Annotated in this window: 16 protein-coding genes and 1 riboswitch; of the genes, 12 read left to right on the top strand and 4 right to left on the bottom strand. The window is 62.5% G+C overall.

Features of this window, described 5'->3' with window-relative positions; translation table 11 throughout:
- Positions 1-54: 54 nt before the first annotated feature.
- A complete protein-coding gene (locus tag WA070_RS05610) occupies positions 55-342 on the bottom strand; it encodes a hypothetical protein (RefSeq protein ID WP_422633136.1) in 288 nt (95 codons plus the stop codon).
- A gap of 37 nt (positions 343-379) precedes the next feature.
- Positions 380-489: riboswitch (TPP riboswitch) on the top strand.
- 43 nt (positions 490-532) lie between these two features.
- Here WA070_RS05610 and thiC point away from each other — a divergent pair.
- The 6 genes from thiC to WA070_RS05640 all read left to right on the top strand — a co-directional run bounded on the left by thiC (position 533) and on the right by WA070_RS05640 (position 6,546).
- Positions 533-2,392 carry a phosphomethylpyrimidine synthase ThiC gene (gene thiC / locus WA070_RS05615; protein WP_422633137.1) on the top strand — a complete coding sequence of 620 codons (1,860 nt, stop codon included), beginning with the start codon at positions 533-535 and terminating at the stop codon, positions 2,390-2,392.
- Positions 2,393-2,469: 77 nt separating this feature from the next.
- Positions 2,470-2,703 carry a DUF4160 domain-containing protein gene (locus WA070_RS05620; protein ID WP_422633138.1) on the top strand — a complete coding sequence of 78 codons (234 nt, stop codon included), beginning with the start codon at positions 2,470-2,472 and terminating at the stop codon, positions 2,701-2,703.
- Positions 2,687-2,947, top strand: coding sequence for a DUF2442 domain-containing protein (locus WA070_RS05625; RefSeq protein WP_422633139.1), 261 nt, complete (start codon positions 2,687-2,689; stop codon positions 2,945-2,947). The genes WA070_RS05620 and WA070_RS05625 overlap by 17 nt, the downstream gene beginning before the upstream one ends.
- Positions 2,948-3,004: 57 nt before the next feature.
- Positions 3,005-3,232, top strand: coding sequence for an AbrB/MazE/SpoVT family DNA-binding domain-containing protein (locus WA070_RS05630; RefSeq protein WP_422633140.1), 228 nt, complete (start codon positions 3,005-3,007; stop codon positions 3,230-3,232).
- Entirely contained in the window at positions 3,232-3,627 is a 396-nt protein-coding gene (locus WA070_RS05635; RefSeq protein ID WP_422633141.1) for a type II toxin-antitoxin system death-on-curing family toxin, read from the top strand. Before WA070_RS05630 ends, WA070_RS05635 begins: the two co-directional genes overlap by 1 nt.
- Before the next feature lie 120 nt (positions 3,628-3,747).
- Complete coding sequence (locus WA070_RS05640; RefSeq protein ID WP_422633142.1) at positions 3,748-6,546, top strand: TonB-dependent receptor; 2,799 nt, start codon at positions 3,748-3,750, stop codon at positions 6,544-6,546.
- Positions 6,547-6,702: 156 nt separating this feature from the next.
- On the opposite strand, the gene WA070_RS05645 is transcribed toward WA070_RS05640, so the two are convergent.
- The 3 genes from WA070_RS05645 to dnaN form a co-directional block, all read right to left on the bottom strand.
- The gene (locus tag WA070_RS05645) at positions 6,703-6,906 is read right to left on the bottom strand and encodes a hypothetical protein (protein WP_422633143.1); all 204 of its coding nucleotides are present in this window, start codon (positions 6,904-6,906) and stop codon (positions 6,703-6,705) included.
- 102 nt (positions 6,907-7,008) lie between these two features.
- Complete coding sequence (locus WA070_RS05650) at positions 7,009-9,624, bottom strand: EAL domain-containing protein (RefSeq protein ID WP_422633144.1); 2,616 nt, start codon at positions 9,622-9,624, stop codon at positions 7,009-7,011.
- A 101-nt stretch (positions 9,625-9,725) separates the two neighbouring features.
- On the bottom strand, positions 9,726-10,838 hold the full coding sequence (gene dnaN, locus WA070_RS05655; protein WP_422633145.1) for a DNA polymerase III subunit beta: 1,113 nt from the start codon (positions 10,836-10,838) through the stop codon (positions 9,726-9,728).
- Positions 10,839-11,030: 192 nt separating this feature from the next.
- On the opposite strand from dnaN, the gene WA070_RS05660 reads away from it, so the two are divergent.
- From WA070_RS05660 to WA070_RS05685, 6 genes are all read left to right on the top strand, one after another.
- Entirely contained in the window at positions 11,031-11,507 is a 477-nt protein-coding gene (locus WA070_RS05660; protein WP_422633146.1) for an invasion associated locus B family protein, read from the top strand.
- Between the two features lie 69 nt (positions 11,508-11,576).
- Positions 11,577-12,854, top strand: coding sequence for a 23S rRNA (adenine(2503)-C(2))-methyltransferase RlmN (rlmN, locus tag WA070_RS05665; RefSeq protein ID WP_422633147.1), 1,278 nt, complete (start codon positions 11,577-11,579; stop codon positions 12,852-12,854).
- 46 nt (positions 12,855-12,900) lie between these two features.
- On the top strand, positions 12,901-13,632 hold the full coding sequence (locus tag WA070_RS05670) for a cytochrome b/b6 domain-containing protein (protein ID WP_422633148.1): 732 nt from the start codon (positions 12,901-12,903) through the stop codon (positions 13,630-13,632).
- Positions 13,629-14,375, top strand: a complete 747-nt coding sequence (locus WA070_RS05675) for a molybdopterin-dependent oxidoreductase (protein ID WP_422633149.1) — start codon at positions 13,629-13,631, stop codon at positions 14,373-14,375. The genes WA070_RS05670 and WA070_RS05675 overlap by 4 nt, the downstream gene beginning before the upstream one ends.
- Positions 14,376-14,407: 32 nt before the next feature.
- A complete protein-coding gene (locus WA070_RS05680; RefSeq protein ID WP_422633150.1) occupies positions 14,408-15,649 on the top strand; it encodes a class I SAM-dependent methyltransferase in 1,242 nt (413 codons plus the stop codon).
- A 111-nt stretch (positions 15,650-15,760) separates the two neighbouring features.
- Positions 15,761-16,054, top strand: a complete 294-nt coding sequence (locus tag WA070_RS05685) for a hypothetical protein (RefSeq protein ID WP_422633151.1) — start codon at positions 15,761-15,763, stop codon at positions 16,052-16,054.
- Positions 16,055-16,096: the final 42 nt, after the last annotated feature.

Genomic DNA, 16,096 nt, shown 5'->3' on the forward strand with positions numbered 1-16,096 from the left:
ATGCAACAGGCAATCGTCGCGGACATCACGATTGTGGCCTTTAGGCCAGATGATTCAGTGCGCGCGCGGCATCATCCGTCCGCGCCGGTATCGCCTGCGCAAGAGAGCGCCTGCGATCAGGAAGGGCAGCGCCGCGACCATGAGGATTGTCCCGATCAGGCTGGGCGACCATCCGAAGACGGCATGTATGCCCAATGCCGATGGCGCGAGCAGCAGCAGAAAGCCGATGGTCAGCAGCCATAGCCCCCAGCGACGCGGACGTACCGCGACCATGCGATATTCGTGGCGCCATGCCTTGCGGCCAGCCTTGGTCGACAGATCGGGTGGGGGGTGATCGAACATAAGGTTCTGGACTTGTGCCGCGACTTCCCTATCCTGTCCAGCATCCCCGGGGGACCATCCGCAGATGGTTGAGAGGCAGCTTTGTGGCTGCGACCCGTCGAACCTGATCCGGCTGACACCGGCGTAGGGAGGGTCTGCCGCGCTCACACCGCTTGCCGTCTCTCTTCTTCGCCCATGAGGAGAGAATGAGATGGCAGACATCCCCGCCCGCACCGAAATCGGCGTGACCACTGGCGCGATTCGCGGATCGCGCAAGATCCATGTCGGGCCGTTGAAGGTTGCGATGCGCGAAATCACGCTGGAACCGGGCAGCGGGGAAGCGCCGGTGCGCGTGTACGACACGTCCGGTCCCTATACCGACCCGGATGCGCAGATCGACATCATGGCGGGCCTGCCCGCGCTGCGCCGCGACTGGATCGTGGGGCGCGGCGATGTGGAGGAATATGATGCGCGCGCGGTGAAGCCCGAAGATAACGGCCTCAAAGGCCCGGATCGTTCGGCGGGCGTCGCGCAATTCCCCGACATGCACCGCCGCCCGCTGCGCGCGAAGGCCGGCGCGAACGTCAGCCAGATGCATTATGCCCGACGCGGCATCATCACGCCGGAAATGGAATATGTGGCGGAGCGCGAGAATCTGGGTCGGGCGCGGCTGGCCGAATATGTGCGCGACGGGCAGGATTGGGGCGCGGAAATCCCCGATTATGTGACGCCGGAATTCGTGCGCGACGAAGTGGCGCGGGGCCGGGCGATCATCCCCAACAATATCAACCACCCCGAATCCGAACCGATGGCGATCGGCCGCAATTTCCTGGTCAAGATCAACGCCAATATCGGCAACAGCGCGGTCGCGTCGGACGTGGCGAGTGAGGTGGACAAGCTGGTCTGGTCGATCCGCTGGGGCGCGGACACGGTGATGGACCTGTCCACCGGGCGCAACATCCATGACACACGCGAATGGATCATCCGCAATTCGCCCGTGCCGATCGGCACCGTGCCGATCTATCAGGCGCTGGAAAAGGTCGGCGGCGTGGCCGAAGACCTGAACTGGGACGTATTCCGCGATACGCTGATCGAACAGGCCGAACAGGGCGTGGATTATTTCACCATCCATGCGGGCGTGCGGCTGCCCTACATCCCGATGACCGCAAAGCGCGTGACCGGCATCGTGTCGCGCGGCGGATCGATCATGGCGAAATGGTGCCTGGCGCATCACAAGGAATCGTTTCTGTATGAGCGGTTCGACGAGATTACCGAAATCATGAAGGCCTATGACATTGCCTATTCGCTGGGCGATGGCCTGCGTCCCGGCTCCATTGCCGACGCCAATGACGAAGCGCAGTTTGCCGAACTCTATACGCTGGGCGAATTGACCAAGCGCGCCTGGGAACAGGATGTGCAGGTGATGATCGAGGGGCCGGGCCATGTGCCCATGCATAAGATCAAGCAGAATATGGAAAAGCAGTTGGAAGCGTGCGGCGAAGCGCCCTTCTACACGCTCGGGCCGCTCACCACCGACATCGCGCCGGGATATGATCATATCACCAGCGGCATCGGCGCGGCGATGATCGGCTGGTATGGCACGGCGATGCTTTGTTATGTGACGCCCAAGGAGCATCTGGGCCTGCCCGACCGCGACGATGTGAAGGTGGGCGTCATCACTTACAAGCTGGCCGCCCATGCCGCCGATCTGGCCAAGGGGCATCCCGCCGCCAAGGTGCGCGACGATGCGCTATCGCGTGCGCGGTTCGATTTCCGCTGGAGGGATCAGTTCAACCTGAGCCTCGATCCCGACACGGCAGAGCAATATCATGACCAGACGCTGCCTGCGGAAGGCGCAAAGTCGGCGCATTTCTGCTCCATGTGCGGACCCAAATTCTGTTCGATGAAGATCAGTCAGGAAGTGCGCGACTTCGCCGCCAAGCAGAATCAGGACGCGACGGCGTTTATCGCAGCGGAGGACGCGGAGAAGGGGATGGCGGAAATGAGCAAAGTGTTCAGGGAAACCGGTAGCGAACTGTATATGGGCGCTGGGGATCGGGAGCGGGATTGAGGGGAGGCACATATCTGGCGTCCGTAGAGGCTGGGCGATGAGATTGGCATTTATTGGCGGTCAATAGGAGTTCTGATATGCCAACCATTGCTCGCCCCGACGGCTACCGCCTTTACTTCTACAGCCATGAACCCAATGAGCCGCCGCATGTCCATGTAGACAAAGGCGGCTCGTCCATGAAGGTTTGGCTCGATCCGGTAAAGATGGCGAAGAACACCGGCTTTCGTCGCTCGGAGATCAATGGCATACTCGCCCTAGTGGCGGAGCATCGCGATCGCCTTCTGGAGGCATGGCATGAATATTTCGGCTAAGATCACCGACGAACGTGTCGCCGATGTGCGGTGCGACGACGACAGCCTGATCGTGGACCTGATGGATGGCCGCAGCATTTCCGTGCCGCTCGCATGGTATCCCCGTCTTGCTCACGCTACTCCAGTCGAGCGCGCTCATTGGGAAATCGCAGGCGGTGGCTATGGCATCCATTGGCCGGATGTGGACGAAGATCTGAGTACGGAGGGATTGCTGCGAGGCGCACCTGCGGCTGATCGTCAGTGAAGTATAGCGGCGTCATTACGACTGTGCGAACGCTGGAAAGTTTGTTATAACCACCGTATGAACGCACCCCTTAAAATCACAAAAATCGGCAATAGCGCAGGAGTCATTCTGCCCAAGGAGTTGCTCGCGCATCTTCATGCCGGTGCCGGGGACAGCCTGTCCGTCGTCATCACCCCGCGCGGGATCGAATTGTCCGCTGCCGAGCCGGATTTCGATGCGCAGATGGCAGTAGCCCGCGATGTCATGGCGCGGCGCAAGCGTGCGTTGCGTGAATTGGCCAAATAATGGCCGGGCATGACTGGGTTTGGGTGACGGTGCCAGTCGCCGAGGCGGCGCATGCCGAACAGATTGCCGAACATGGTGGCGGGGGCGATGGGCTGCGCGATCGCGGGCTGTTTGAAAGCGCAATGGCGCGGCCGCAGAATCTGGTCAACTATGGCGAACCGGACGCAGCGGCGCTGGCGGCGGCCTATGCTTACGGCCTAGCGCGCAACCATCCCTTTATTGACGGGAATAAACGCATCGCGGCTGTAGTGAGCGAAACATTTCTGTTACTCGACGGCCAGAGCCTGGACGTAACGGACGCCGAACTGGTCGTCGCTTTTCTGGAACTGGCGGCTGGCAATCTGTCGGAGGACGATCTGGCCGACTGGTTCCGCCAACATATCGCCAGCACCTGAACCAACCCTCCACCGCCGCCAATACATTTTGCGACACATCGGGCTTGGCTTTGGCAGAGTTCTGCGACAACTGCCCGCTAGAGCGGACATAATGTCATTCTGTCCATTGGGGGTCTATCCGTGCGTTTTTCCGCATCCATTGTCTGTGCGTCGCTCATGCTGGGCGCATCGCCCGCTGCCCTGATGGCGCAGGAGATGCCGCAGGGTGCCGCGCTGCCGCAGGCGGAGGAGGGTGAGGAAATCATCGTCACCGGACAGCCGCAACGCGGGTCGGTGGTCGGCACGATCCAGCCCGAACAGCAATTGTCCGGCGCGGACATCAGGGCGCTGGGCGTCACGTCCATTTCCGAACTCATCACCGAATTGTCGCCGCAGACCAACGGGTCGCCCGTGATCCTGCTGAACGGCAAGCGGATTTCCAGTTTTTCCGAAATTTCCGACCTGCCATCCGAAGCGGTGGCGCGGGTCGATATTTTGCCCGAACAGGTCGCGCTGTCCTATGGCTATGCGCCGACGCAAAAGGTCGTGAACATCGTCCTGCGCCAGCGGTTTCGTGCGGAGACCGCCGATATGCGCGGCGGCACGACCACCGATGGCGGGCGGGAGAATGGGCAGGTCGAAGCGGGCCTGCTGCGCATCAACGGCGACAATCGCTTTACGCTGAACCTGAAATATAGCCGCGCCGCGCAATTGCTGGAAAGCGAGCGGGACATCGTATCGACCGCGCCGGGCCGCCCCTATGCTATCGACGGCAATGTCACCTCCACCGTGCGCGGGGCCGACATCGACCCGGCGCTGTCGGCGCTTGCGGGCCAGAGCGTGACCGTGGCGAGTGTGCCAGCCAATGCCGGGACCGGGGCGCCTTCGCTCGCCAGCTTCGTGGCGGGGGCGAACGTCACCAGCGTCAGCGACCTGACCCGCTATCGCACGCTCAGCCCCGCGACGGAGAGTTTTTCCGCCAATGCCACGCTGGCCCGCGCGCTGGGCGGGGTGTCGGCGACGTTGAACGGGCGGCTGGAACTGTCGGACAGCGATTCGCTGCAGGGGTTGTCGCAGGCGGCGCTGAACCTGTCGGCGGACAATCCCTTTTCCCCCTTCGCCAATGACGTGACCCTCTATCGCTATCTGGCGCAGGCCGGGGCGCTGGGACAACAGGTGCGCGGCACGACGGGGCATGTCGGGCTGACGCTGAACGGGCGGCTGGGCGGTAGCTGGCAATGGTCGTTCACCGGCAATGGCGACCTGTCGATCACGCGCACCCGGACTGACCGGGGCGTATCGACCGACGCGGTCCAGGCCGCGCTCGATGGCAATAGCGCCAGCGTCAATCCTTATGGCAATTTCTCGCCCGACCTGCTGTCCACGCGCCTGTCCGACAGCGCCCGTGCAAAGTCGCAGGCCGTGACGGGCGACCTGCTGGTCAATGGATCGCTGTTCTCCCTGCCCGCCGGGGAGGTCACGACATCGGTGCAACTGGGCGCGTCGGCCAATGGCTTTTCCAGCCGGTCGGTGCGGTCCGGGGTGGAACGCAGCACCGACTATAATCGTGAGATCGGCAGCGGTCAGCTCAGCTTCGACCTGCCGATCACCAGCCGATCCAAGGGTGTGCTGGGCGGCGTGGGCGACATCGGCGTCAATGTGAACGTCGCTGCGCAGCAATTGTCCGACTTCGGCACACTATCGACGCTGGGCTATGGCCTGCGCTGGAAACCGGTCAGCGCGGTGCAACTGCTGATGTCCGCCAATCAGGATCGCGCCGCACCGACCGGCACGCAGATTACCGATCCGCAAATCCTGACGCCCAACGTGTCGGTGTTCGACTATGCCACCGGGCAAAGCGTGTTCGTCACCCAATTATCGGGCGGCAATGCGTCCCTGCGTGAAAGCGTGCGCGATCAGTTTCGTCTGAGCGCGCGGATCAAGCCGTTCGAAAAGCCGAACCTGACGCTGACCGCCACCTATCTCAACAGCCGGACGACTAATCCGATCGCTGCCTTCCCCAGCCCGACGCCTGCGATCGAAGCGGCCTTTCCCCAGCGGTTCGTGCGCGATGCGGACGGCACCCTGCTTCAGATCGATGCGCGGCCGATCAATTTCCTGCGGTCGCAAAGCGAGCAGTTGCGCTGGGGCTTCGACCTGTCGATCCCGCTGAAATCGCATATCCAGAAAGTCGTGGAAGCGTGGCGCGCCGCTGGCGGCAAGCCGGAGGATCGCCCGCCTGAATTGCAGGCCCTGTTCGGCAATCGTCCGCCACGCGGTCCCCAAGGTGGCCCGCCACCCGGCGAAGGCGGCGACCGGCCCCGTGGCGAGGGCGGCAATGCCGGTCCCGGCGGCGGCAGAGGGCCGGGGGGCGGCGGCTTTGGCGGTCCCCGTGGTGGTGGACAGGGCGGTGGACGGCTGAGCTTCAGCCTCTATCACACTTGGCACCTGACCGAGAGCATCGCGATCGCGCCCGGTGTGCCGCAACTCGACCTGCTGAACGGCGACGCGACCGGATCTTCAGGTGGCCAGCCCCGGCATGAGGTGGAGGCGCGGGTCGGCTATACCAACAACGGCATCGGCGCGCGGCTGGGTCTCGACTGGGAAAGCGGCACCCATGTCGATGGCGCGCTGACCGGAACGGCGGGCGGCAGCACGCGGCTGGATTTTGGCAGTCTCGCCACCGCCAACCTGCGCATCTTCGCCAATCTGGGGCAGATGCAGGGGCTGCAAAGCAAGATCCCTTTTCTGCGCGGGGCGCGGGTGCAGTTCAGCATCGACAATATCTTCAACCAGCGGCGCGAGGTTAGGGACGCCAGCGGGCTGACGCCGCTGCGTTACCAGCAGGATTATCTCGACCCGCTTGGACGCACGGTCTCGATCAGCTTCCGAAAGCTGTTCCTGCCCAATTTCGCAGCGGGTCAGCGGCCACGGGGATAGAGTGACCGTAAATTAGGCCCAATCGACATTCAGCCCTGACGGCCTGCAAATGGCGACTTCTCGCGCTTCCGGTGCTCACGTACTTTGAGTACGCTGCGCTCCGGGTCACGAAAAGTCACCATTTTCGGCTCGTCATCATCTAAATGTCGATCGGCCCTAGTGCGCTGGCTCGTGCGAACTGGCCAGCGCCATGGCCTGAGCGGAACCGCTGGCGGGTTTTACCGGCGCATTTTTGCCGGACATGGAATAGGCGCTGATCGACGCGATCGCCAGAACGGCGGCGACGCCTGCGATCGCGGCGAGGTTTCGGCCATGGCGGTGTGCAGGTTCGTTGCGATCGCGATCGTCGAAATGGTTCATCGGCGTGTCTCCTTGGCGTTGGACGTGCCGATGATAATGATCGTGCGATCCGGGCGTTCCTGCCCGTCATCATGACATTTTATTGCTGATGATGCGGCAGGATCAGGACGCCAGTGCCCGTGGCGGACTGCGCAGCGCGGCCAGATCGATGCTGCCGACGAACTCCACGCCGACACGATCTTCCTTGGACCAGCGGGCGGTGGCGTTGACCGACTGTCCTTCGGCCAGTTCGATCGCGAACAGCGTGCCCAGCGGCACGTTCCACAGCCCCTCGATCAATGCGCCGGTGGCGGAGATATTGCGCACGCGGCCGGTATAGACATGGCCGTCATGATGGACGGCGACGGTGCGCAGCATCGTCCTGCGCGCCGGGCGGCTGGACTGGAAACCGTCAGCGATCGCGGTGACGCCATGGGCCTGCTGACGCTCCAGCACATCGGCGGCAGGCATCGGATGCCCGTAGATGAAGCCTTGCACATGGCTGCATCCCAAGTTGCGAATCAGCGCGAGTTCGTCCTGCGTTTCCGCGCCCTCCGCCGTCGTGTCCATACCAAGCGCTTCGGCCAGACTGACGATCGCCTTGATGATCGCACTGTTGCGGCTGTCCTTGCTCGCCGCGCCACGCACGAAACTCTGGTCGATCTTGATCTTGTCGAACGGTGCCTTTTTCAGATAGCCGAGCGAGGAATAGCCGGTGCCGAAATCGTCGAGTGCCAGGCGGACGCCCAGCCCTTTCAACCGGGCGAACATGGCGTCGGTGCCATCGTCGTCGTTCAGGAACACGCTTTCGGTAATTTCCAGTTCCAGCCGTTCGGCCGCCAGCTGAGCCGCCGCCAGCGCGTTCATGACCGTCGCGGGGAAACCGGGATTGGCGAACTGGGTCGGCGATACGTTCACCGCGACCCGAACATCATCCGCCCATTGCGTCGCGTCGCGGCAGGCGGTGCGCAGCACCCATTCGCCGATCTGACCGATCAGGCCGGTATCCTCGGCAATGGGAATGAAAACTTCCGGTGAGATATAACCGCGCACCGGATGGATCCAGCGTAGCAGCGCTTCATAGCCGGTAATCTGTTCGGTGCGTGATGACACGATCGCTTGATAGACCAGATGCAGGCCATCGTCGGCCAGTGCGTGGCGCAAATCCTCCTCCAGCCGACGACGATCTTCGGCATCGGCGTGCATGTCGGGCGAATAGAAACGGTGAACGCCCCGACCGTCGCCTTTGGCCGCATAGAGGGCCAGGTCCGCGTTGCGAATCATCGCGTCGGCGGTGACACCATCCTGCGGGCAGAAGGATATGCCGATCGATACGCCGATCACCACGGCCACCCCTTCGATCGTGTAGGGCAGTGACACGGCGCTGATGATGCTTTGCGCCAGCAGGGCGAGACGTGCCTGATCGTGGCGGCCCGGCAACAATATCTTGAACTCGTCTCCGCCCTGCCGACCCACCAGCCCCTTGTCGCCGACCACGCGCTGCAACCGGTGACTGACCTGTCGCAACAGCGCGTCACCCGCCGGATGACCCAGCGTGTCGTTGACGCTCTTGAACCGATCCAGGTCCAGCATCAGTAGCGCACATTCGCCCGGCTTGCCCTGGCGCGCGGTTACCGCTTGTTCCAGCGACCGCAGCATCTGGATGCGGTTGGCAAGGCCGGTGAGCGAATCGAACTGTGCCAGCCGCGTGACCTCTGCCTGGCTGCGGCGCATTTCGGTAAGGTCGGTGCCGCTGCCGCGAAACCCATGAAACTGCCCATATTCGTTGAACACCGGCTGGCCGGAAATCGACCACCACCGTTCCTCTCGCGCCATCGCGGCCTGTACCGAAATGTCGGAAAAGCCGGTGCGCGCAGACAGGTGAAAGCCCAGTGTCCGTTCGCCATCGCCATGCTGCCGATCGCCGTGACGGATGATTTCGGTAATCGGGCGTCCGATCAAACCGTTTCTGGCCGTATCCAGCGTCTGTACCAACGTATCGGAAATATAGGTAAGGCAGCCTTGCCGGTCCGTTTCCCAGAACCAGCCGCGGCCGGTCCGCTCATGTTCCAGCAGTAAACGGTCGGACCGCTGCGCCCGCAAATCCTGCCGATGCCGTTCGATCGCCTTGTCGCGATCCGCCTTTGCCTGACGCAGCGCCGCGATCAGCATGACGGCGACGCAACTGATCAGCAGGCCGATCTGCGTTATGCCTGCCCTTTCGACCACCCACACCAGCAGTGCGCCCAGAAAATAGCTGATGCCAAGCAATCGGCGATCGCCAAATATGCTCACCGCCAACAGCGCGACCGACAATTCGGGCACGGCAGCTGCGACAAGGATGCCGGATGCCGCCAACGGCTCGCGCCCCAGCCAGAGGCTGAACGTCAGCCCGGACAGGAATACCATCGGCAGCATCAGCCAGTTCTGGATGTGCGGCATGCGTTGCTGGAACGTGTGTCTGTGCGGGGCAATGATCAGCGCGCCGTCGATCAGCAGCATGGCGGCCAGCGCCATCGCATGCAGCCCATCGCCGGAGCGATAGAAGGGGATGCCGAGCAAGGCGACGACGCATATTTTCGCCAGCAGCAGCAGCGGCCATAGCCGCGCGATGTGGACGAACGCGCCCGATATCCACGACGCGGACACTTCCGTGCCGCTTTCCGCCAGCCCCAGCGCCACCATCAACGTCATGGGGCGGGACTGGGTTTCGGAAATGGGCTTGCGCAGCGATGACATGCGCCATGGTTTAGCGCCTGTTCATTGACAGAGAATTACTGCGACCGACCGCTAAATTACGAAATTCATGACAGGAAAGCGGGTTTGCGCCGATCCGCGTGTCAGACGCGCATCGGCATCAGCACGTAGAGCGCGTTGCTGCTGTCATTTTCGCGAATCAGCGTTGGCGCGGCGGCGTCGGCCAGATGCAGCTCGACCAGATCGCTGTCGATCTGCCCCAATATGTCGAGCAGATAGCGGGCGTTGAAGCCGATGTCGAAACCCTCACCCTGAAACGCGCCGGGCACTTCTTCGGCTGCCGTGCCGTTTTCGGGGCTTGTGACCGACAGGGTGATCTTGTCACGGTCCAGGCTCATCTTGACTGCGCGGGTCTTTTCCGTGGCGATGGTGGCGACGCGATCGACGCCTTCCTCGAAGCTGCGCGGATCAATTTTCAGCAGCTTGTCGTTCCCGGTCGGGATGACGCGGCTGTAATCGGGGAATGTGCCATCGATCAGCTTGCTGGTCAGGATCGCGCTGCCCAGCCCAAAGCGGATCTTGCTGGCCGACAGGGTGATCTGCACCGACCCGTCGACTTCATCGAGCAGCTTGCGCAGTTCGGCGATGCATTTGCGTGGGATAATGATGCCGGGCATGCCGTCCGCGCCGTCGGGCTGCGGCACGGTGACGCGCGCCAGGCGATGGCCGTCGGTCGCCGCCGCTTTCAACACCGGCTCGCCGTCGTTGGACACATGGAAATAGATGCCGTTCAGATAATAGCGCGTTTCTTCGGTCGAGATGGCGAAGCGCGTCTTGTCGATGATTTGCTTCAATGTTTCGGCGGGCAGTTCGAAACTGGTGGGCAGGTCGCCTTCGGCAATGACGGGGAAATCGTCGCGCGGCAGGGTGGACAGGTTGAAACGCGCGCGCCCGGCCTGGATCAGCATCTTGCCCTCTGCCGCATGTAGCGACACCTGGCTGCCTTCAGGCAGTTTGCGGGCGATGTCGAACAGGGTGTGGGCGGAAATCGTCGTCGCGCCAGCCTGTTCGACCTGCGCCGACACGCTTTCCACGATCTGGAGGTCGAGGTCGGTCGCCATCAGCTTGATCGCGCCATCGGCCGATGCTTCGATCAGGACGTTGGACAGGATGGGAATCGTGTTGCGCCGTTCGACCACCGACTGGACGTGGCTCAGGCTCTTGAGGAGCGTTGCGCGTTCGATGGTGGCCTTCATGTCCCTGGTCTGTCCGTTTCTTTTTCTGCAAGGCCCGGATGCAGTCGAATCCGGGCGACAAGGATGGATGGTTCTTCATAACCGCTGTTGCGGCGCGGGCAAGCACTCTGCGCGCTCTTAAAGGCACAAGCCCTTGCAAATGGTGAAGCCTTGCGCTTTGCCATGGCCATGCGTAGCCCGATGCTCCTGTCCATGGCCGTTTTTTTGGCGATTGCGCCTGCGTCGGCACGCGATTCCCTGGGCATTTTTGAAGGATGGGGCGCGTTTCGCGATTCTCCCGCCAGTCAGAACGGACCGCGCTGCTATGCCATTGCGCGTGCCGTGATGCGCGCCGACCGCAAGACCGGCGCGTTCGCCGCAGTTGGAACCTGGCCGGGCAAGGGCGTGCGGGGGCAGCTGCACCTGCGCCTCAGTCGCGCCCGATCCTTGCGTGCGCCAGTGACGCTGGGCGTAGGCGAGCGGCGCTTCACGCTGGTGGCGGGGCAGCAGGATGCCTGGGGGCAGGACACGCGCGCCGACGCGGCGATCGTAGCGGCGATGCGATCGTCGGCCAGCATGAGCGTGCAGACGATCGACACGCAGGGTCGCGCCTTTGCCGACAGCTATGCATTGCGCGGGGCTGCTACGGCGATGGACGCGGCAGCATTGGGCTGCGCGCGGTTGCGGTAGGGTTGGCGTCGGAGTGGCCGGGCAAAGCGCGGCTTTAAAAATCCCGCAGAATCGACTATGTGCGCGGCCATGCAATCATCCGCCACGCCTCTCATGCCGATTCCCGGCCTTATCGACCCTGTGCCTGTGCCGCGTGCCGTCACGCCGCGCGCGGATGGTCGCACTGATCTGCTGGGCCTGTCCCGGCCGCAGATCAAGGCTGTGCTGGAGGAAGCCGGGCTGGACGTGAAGGCCGCCAAGCTGCGCTCCAAGCAGCTGTTTCACTGGCTTTATCATCGCGGCGAAACCGATTTCGATGCCATGACCGACCTTGCCAAGCCGATGCGCGGCTGGATGGCGGAACGGTTCGTCGTGGGACGCCCGGAAGTGGTGGAGGCGCAGGTGTCGAGCGACGGCACGCGCAAATGGCTGCTTCGTACCGACGACGGGCAGGATTATGAAATGGTGTTCATCCCCGATGCGGATCGCGGCACGCTGTGCGTGTCGAGTCAGGTCGGCTGCACGCTCAACTGCCGTTTCTGCCACACCGGCACGATGCGTCTGGTCCGTAACCTGACGCCCGGTGAGATCGTGGGGCAGGTCATGCTGGCGCGCGATGCGCTGGGAGAATGGCCCAAGGGCAATATGGGCAGCGTTGCCGGAATCGGCGCCAATGACATCGATGAAGATGAAGACGCGCCGCAATATTCGCCCGACGGGCGGATGCTGACCAACATCGTCATGATGGGCATGGGGGAGCCGCTTTATAATTTCGAGCATGTCCGCGATGCGCTGAAAGTTGTGATGGATGGAGACGGTCTGGCCCTTTCGCGTCGCCGCATCACGCTGTCGACCAGCGGCGTCATCCCGATGATGGCCCGCGCGAGCGCGGAAATCGGCGTGAACCTGGCCGTGTCGCTCCATGCCGTGACCAAGGAAGTGCGCGACGAGCTGGTGCCGCTGAACAAGAAATATGGAATTGAGGAACTGCTTCAGGCCTGTGCCGACTATCCCAAGGCCAGCAATGCGCGGCGCATCACGTTTGAATATGTGATGATTCGCGACAAGAATGACAGCGACGCCGACGCGCGGGAACTCGTTCGCCTGATCCGCAAATATCAGCTTCCGGCCAAGGTCAACCTCATCCCCTTCAACCCATGGCCGGGCAGTGACTATGAATGTTCGACGCCCGAGCGCATCCGCGCGTTCAGCAGCATCGTGTTCGAAGGCGGCATTTCCGCCCCCGTCCGCACGCCCCGTGGGCGCGACATCATGGCGGCGTGCGGGCAGTTGAAGTCCGCGAGCGAAAAGAAGAGCCGGGCGGAGATGGACAGGCTGGCCGCCGAAAAGCAGGCGGCGCTGGGCTGAGCCGCGCACACTGGCGTCCAATGGCCGATAGGTCTAGCATCGCGTGATGGATGCCGATCAGAATCAGCCAGTGCGTGCAGTTGGTGCAGACGTTAAGCGGCACCGCCTGTCGACGCGACTTTGGCATTGGCTCAACGCTGTTCTGCTTTATGTCCTGTTCACCAGCGGGCTGGGCATCTTCAACGCGCATCCCCGGCTCTATTGGGGGCAATATGGGGCGAATTTCGATGTCGCCTGGCTGACGCTGGATCGCTTTCCCGGCTGGATCACTTTGCCGACGCATTACAGTCTGGCCATGTCGCGCCACTGGCATCTGGCCGCAGCCCCCATCTTCGCCTTCGCGCTGCTCGCCTATATGGTGTGGAGCCTGCTGAACCGGCATATCACCCGCGATCTGGCGCTGCGCCGGGAGGACGTTGCGCCCCGTCATATCTGGCAGGATATCAAGGATCATGCACGGCTGCGTTTCCCAAAGGGCGAGGCAGCGCTGCGCTATAACGTCCTGCAAAAGGGCAGCTATATCGCGGTTATTTTCCTCCTGCTGCCAGTGCTGATCCTGACCGGCCTTACCATGTCGCCGGGCATGAATGCGGCCTGGCCCTGGCTGGTCGATCTGTTCGGCGGGCGGCAGTCGGCGCGTTCGATCCACTTCATCGCCGCTTTCTCCCTTGTCGCCTTCTTCCTCGTCCATATCGCCATGGTGCTGCTGGCCGGGCCAGTGAATGAGATCCGGTCGATTATAACAGGGCGCTATCGCGTGCCGGAGGAACGGCCATGATCCTCACGCGCCGCAATCTGCTGCTGGGGGCCACCGCGACGCTGGCCGGCTGCGATCGGCTGGCGAGCAACGCATCCTTCCGCGAAGCGCTGTTTTCCGCCGAAAATTTCCATAAATGGGCGCAGCGCGGGGTGATGGCGCGCGACGCGCTGGCGCCGGAGTTCAGGCCCGACCAGATTTCTCCTTTCTTTCGCGCCAATGGCACCGCCAATCCCAATACGCCTGCCTATAAGGCATTGTGGCGCAATGGTTTTGCCGACTGGAGTCTGGCCATCACCGGGTTGGTCGAGCGCCCTCTCGCCCTCTCGCTGGCACAGCTGCGCCAGATGCCCCATCGCGAACAGATCACTCGCCATGATTGTGTCGAGGGGTGGAGCGCGATCGGCAAATGGCGCGGCGTACCGCTCAAGACGATTCTCGACGCCGCAAAGCTGCGTGATGGTGCGCGCTATATCGTGCTGCGCTGCGCGGACGATATGGGCGGCGGGCGGCCCTATTATGAAAGCATCGACCTGTTCGATGCCTTCCACCCGCAGACCATCCTCGCCTTCGCGCTCAACGACCGTCCGCTGAGCGTCGCAAACGGCGCGCCGCTGCGACTGCGCGTCGAACGGCAACTGGGCTATAAACAGGCCAAATATCTGATGGGCATCGAAGCGGTTGCGACGCTCGACGGCATCGGCAAGGGCAAGGGCGGCTATTGGGAAGATTATGCGGATTATGACTGGTATGCGGGCATTTGACGTGCATGCAGGAAGTTGATTATTGAGGACGCATGACAGTTTTCGAGCGGATTTTGCGCCGTCTGGTCACCCGTGGCCGGTTGACGATCTTCTACCCCGATGGCGGGCATTTTACCGTCGGCAATCCCGATCCTGACTTTCCCGACCTGGCGCTGCGACTGCGCGACCGGCGGGCGGCATTCGACATATTGCGAGATCCGCGCCTGGGCATGGCGGAGGCATGGATCGACGGGCGGGTGACGATCGAGGGCGGCGGAATCATGGAACTGATTTCCATGGTGCGCGCCAGCAACCCGTGGGAACAGGGCAAATCCATCGAGAATAAAAGCCTGTTCAAGCGCAGCTTCGGCAGCGTCCGCCAGAAAATGTGGCGGGCCAGTCACAAGGCCCGATCGAAAGCGAACGTCGCCCATCATTACGACCTGTCGGGCGCACTCTACTCCCTCTTCCTCGACCGCGATCGCCAATATAGCTGCGCCTATTATCCCGATGCGGACAATGAGGCGGGCATCAGCCTGGAGCAGGCGCAGGAGGACAAGAAAGCGCATATCGCCGCCAAGCTGGCGCTGGAGCCGGGGATGCGCGTGCTCGATATCGGATGCGGCTGGGGCGGCATGGCGCTCTATCTCCATCGTACCTGCGGCGTGGACGTCACTGGCATCACCCTGTCGGAAGAACAGTTGAAGGTGGCGCGCGCCCGTGCGGAGGAAGCGGGCGTTTCGGATCATGTCCGGTTCGAACTGATCGACTATCGCGACATGACCGGGCCGTTCGACCGGATCGTGTCGGTCGGCATGTTCGAACATGTCGGCACCGCGCATTACCGCGCCTTTTTCCACAAATGCCACGACCTGTTGACGCCGCAGGGCGTGATGCTGGTCCATACGATCGGCCGGATGGGCGGGCCGGGCGTCACCGACGCCTTTACCCAGAAATATATCTTCCCCGGCGGCTATATTCCCGCCCTGTCCGAAATGGTCGCGGGCAGCGAGGGATCGCGGCTGATGGTCACCGATGTCGAAGTGCTGCGGATGCATTATGGCCTGACCATCCGCGAATGGTACAAGCGCACGCTGGCGCGCAAGGCCGACATCGTTGCCCTGTATGATGAACGGTTTTACCGCCTGTGGACCTTCTATCTGGCAGGTGCGGCGACCGTGTTCGAACATGGGGGCATGGTCAATTATCAGATTCAATATGCCCGTGATCGCCGCACCTTGCCCATCACCCGCGACTATATGATCGACAGCGAAACCGCCCTGCGCGGCCGATGACTGGCTGAACGCCCGATTACAGCGATGTTCCCGGACGGTTCAGCCGCGCGGGTCCATTTCTCATTCATGGTTCTGTCCTTCGACAGGCAGAACATGTGAGGAGAAACGGACATGAACATTCTCTGGAAAGGCGTCGCGGCGTTGAGCCTGGCGGTCGCCGGATTGACGGCAGCGGTTCCTGCGCAGGCGCAATATCATGGTGGTCGCCATGATGGTTGGCGTGGTGATCGTGGAGATCGCTTCGACAACGGGCGCCGGGATCATCGCCGGTGGGACAATCGGCGCAACTGGCGTGGTGACAGGGGCAACTGGCGCGGCCATCGCGGCTATCGTCAACGCTGCTGGAACGAGTGGCGCTATGATCGCTATCGCCATCGCGACGTCCGCGTGCGCATCTGCCGCTGACATTTTAATGTAAATCATGCTTGTAGCCCGTCCCGAAATGAA

Origin of the sequence: Sphingobium sp. (genome assembly GCF_049304695.1) — a bacterium.
GTDB lineage: Bacteria > Pseudomonadota > Alphaproteobacteria > Sphingomonadales > Sphingomonadaceae > Sphingobium.

Excerpts from the sequence above, each read along its gene's own strand:
- WA070_RS05680 (WP_422633150.1), top strand. The coding sequence starts at position 14,408 with ATGACAGTTTTCGAGCGGATTTTGCGCCGTCTGGTCACCCGTGGCCGG.
- WA070_RS05625 (WP_422633139.1), top strand. The coding sequence starts at position 2,687 with ATGAATATTTCGGCTAAGATCACCGACGAACGTGTCGCCGATGTGCGG.
- WA070_RS05650 (WP_422633144.1), bottom strand. The coding sequence starts at position 9,624 with ATGTCATCGCTGCGCAAGCCCATTTCCGAAACCCAGTCCCGCCCCATG.
- WA070_RS05630 (WP_422633140.1), top strand. The coding sequence starts at position 3,005 with ATGAACGCACCCCTTAAAATCACAAAAATCGGCAATAGCGCAGGAGTC.
- WA070_RS05645 (WP_422633143.1), bottom strand. The coding sequence starts at position 6,906 with ATGAACCATTTCGACGATCGCGATCGCAACGAACCTGCACACCGCCAT.
- thiC (WP_422633137.1), top strand. The coding sequence starts at position 533 with ATGGCAGACATCCCCGCCCGCACCGAAATCGGCGTGACCACTGGCGCG.
- WA070_RS05635 (WP_422633141.1), top strand. The coding sequence starts at position 3,232 with ATGGCCGGGCATGACTGGGTTTGGGTGACGGTGCCAGTCGCCGAGGCG.
- rlmN (WP_422633147.1), top strand. The coding sequence starts at position 11,577 with ATGCAATCATCCGCCACGCCTCTCATGCCGATTCCCGGCCTTATCGAC.
- WA070_RS05610 (WP_422633136.1), bottom strand. The coding sequence starts at position 342 with ATGTTCGATCACCCCCCACCCGATCTGTCGACCAAGGCTGGCCGCAAG.
- WA070_RS05675 (WP_422633149.1), top strand. The coding sequence starts at position 13,629 with ATGATCCTCACGCGCCGCAATCTGCTGCTGGGGGCCACCGCGACGCTG.
- WA070_RS05660 (WP_422633146.1), top strand. The coding sequence starts at position 11,031 with ATGGCCGTTTTTTTGGCGATTGCGCCTGCGTCGGCACGCGATTCCCTG.
- WA070_RS05670 (WP_422633148.1), top strand. The coding sequence starts at position 12,901 with ATGGATGCCGATCAGAATCAGCCAGTGCGTGCAGTTGGTGCAGACGTT.
- WA070_RS05620 (WP_422633138.1), top strand. The coding sequence starts at position 2,470 with ATGCCAACCATTGCTCGCCCCGACGGCTACCGCCTTTACTTCTACAGC.
- dnaN (WP_422633145.1), bottom strand. The coding sequence starts at position 10,838 with ATGAAGGCCACCATCGAACGCGCAACGCTCCTCAAGAGCCTGAGCCAC.
- WA070_RS05685 (WP_422633151.1), top strand. The coding sequence starts at position 15,761 with ATGAACATTCTCTGGAAAGGCGTCGCGGCGTTGAGCCTGGCGGTCGCC.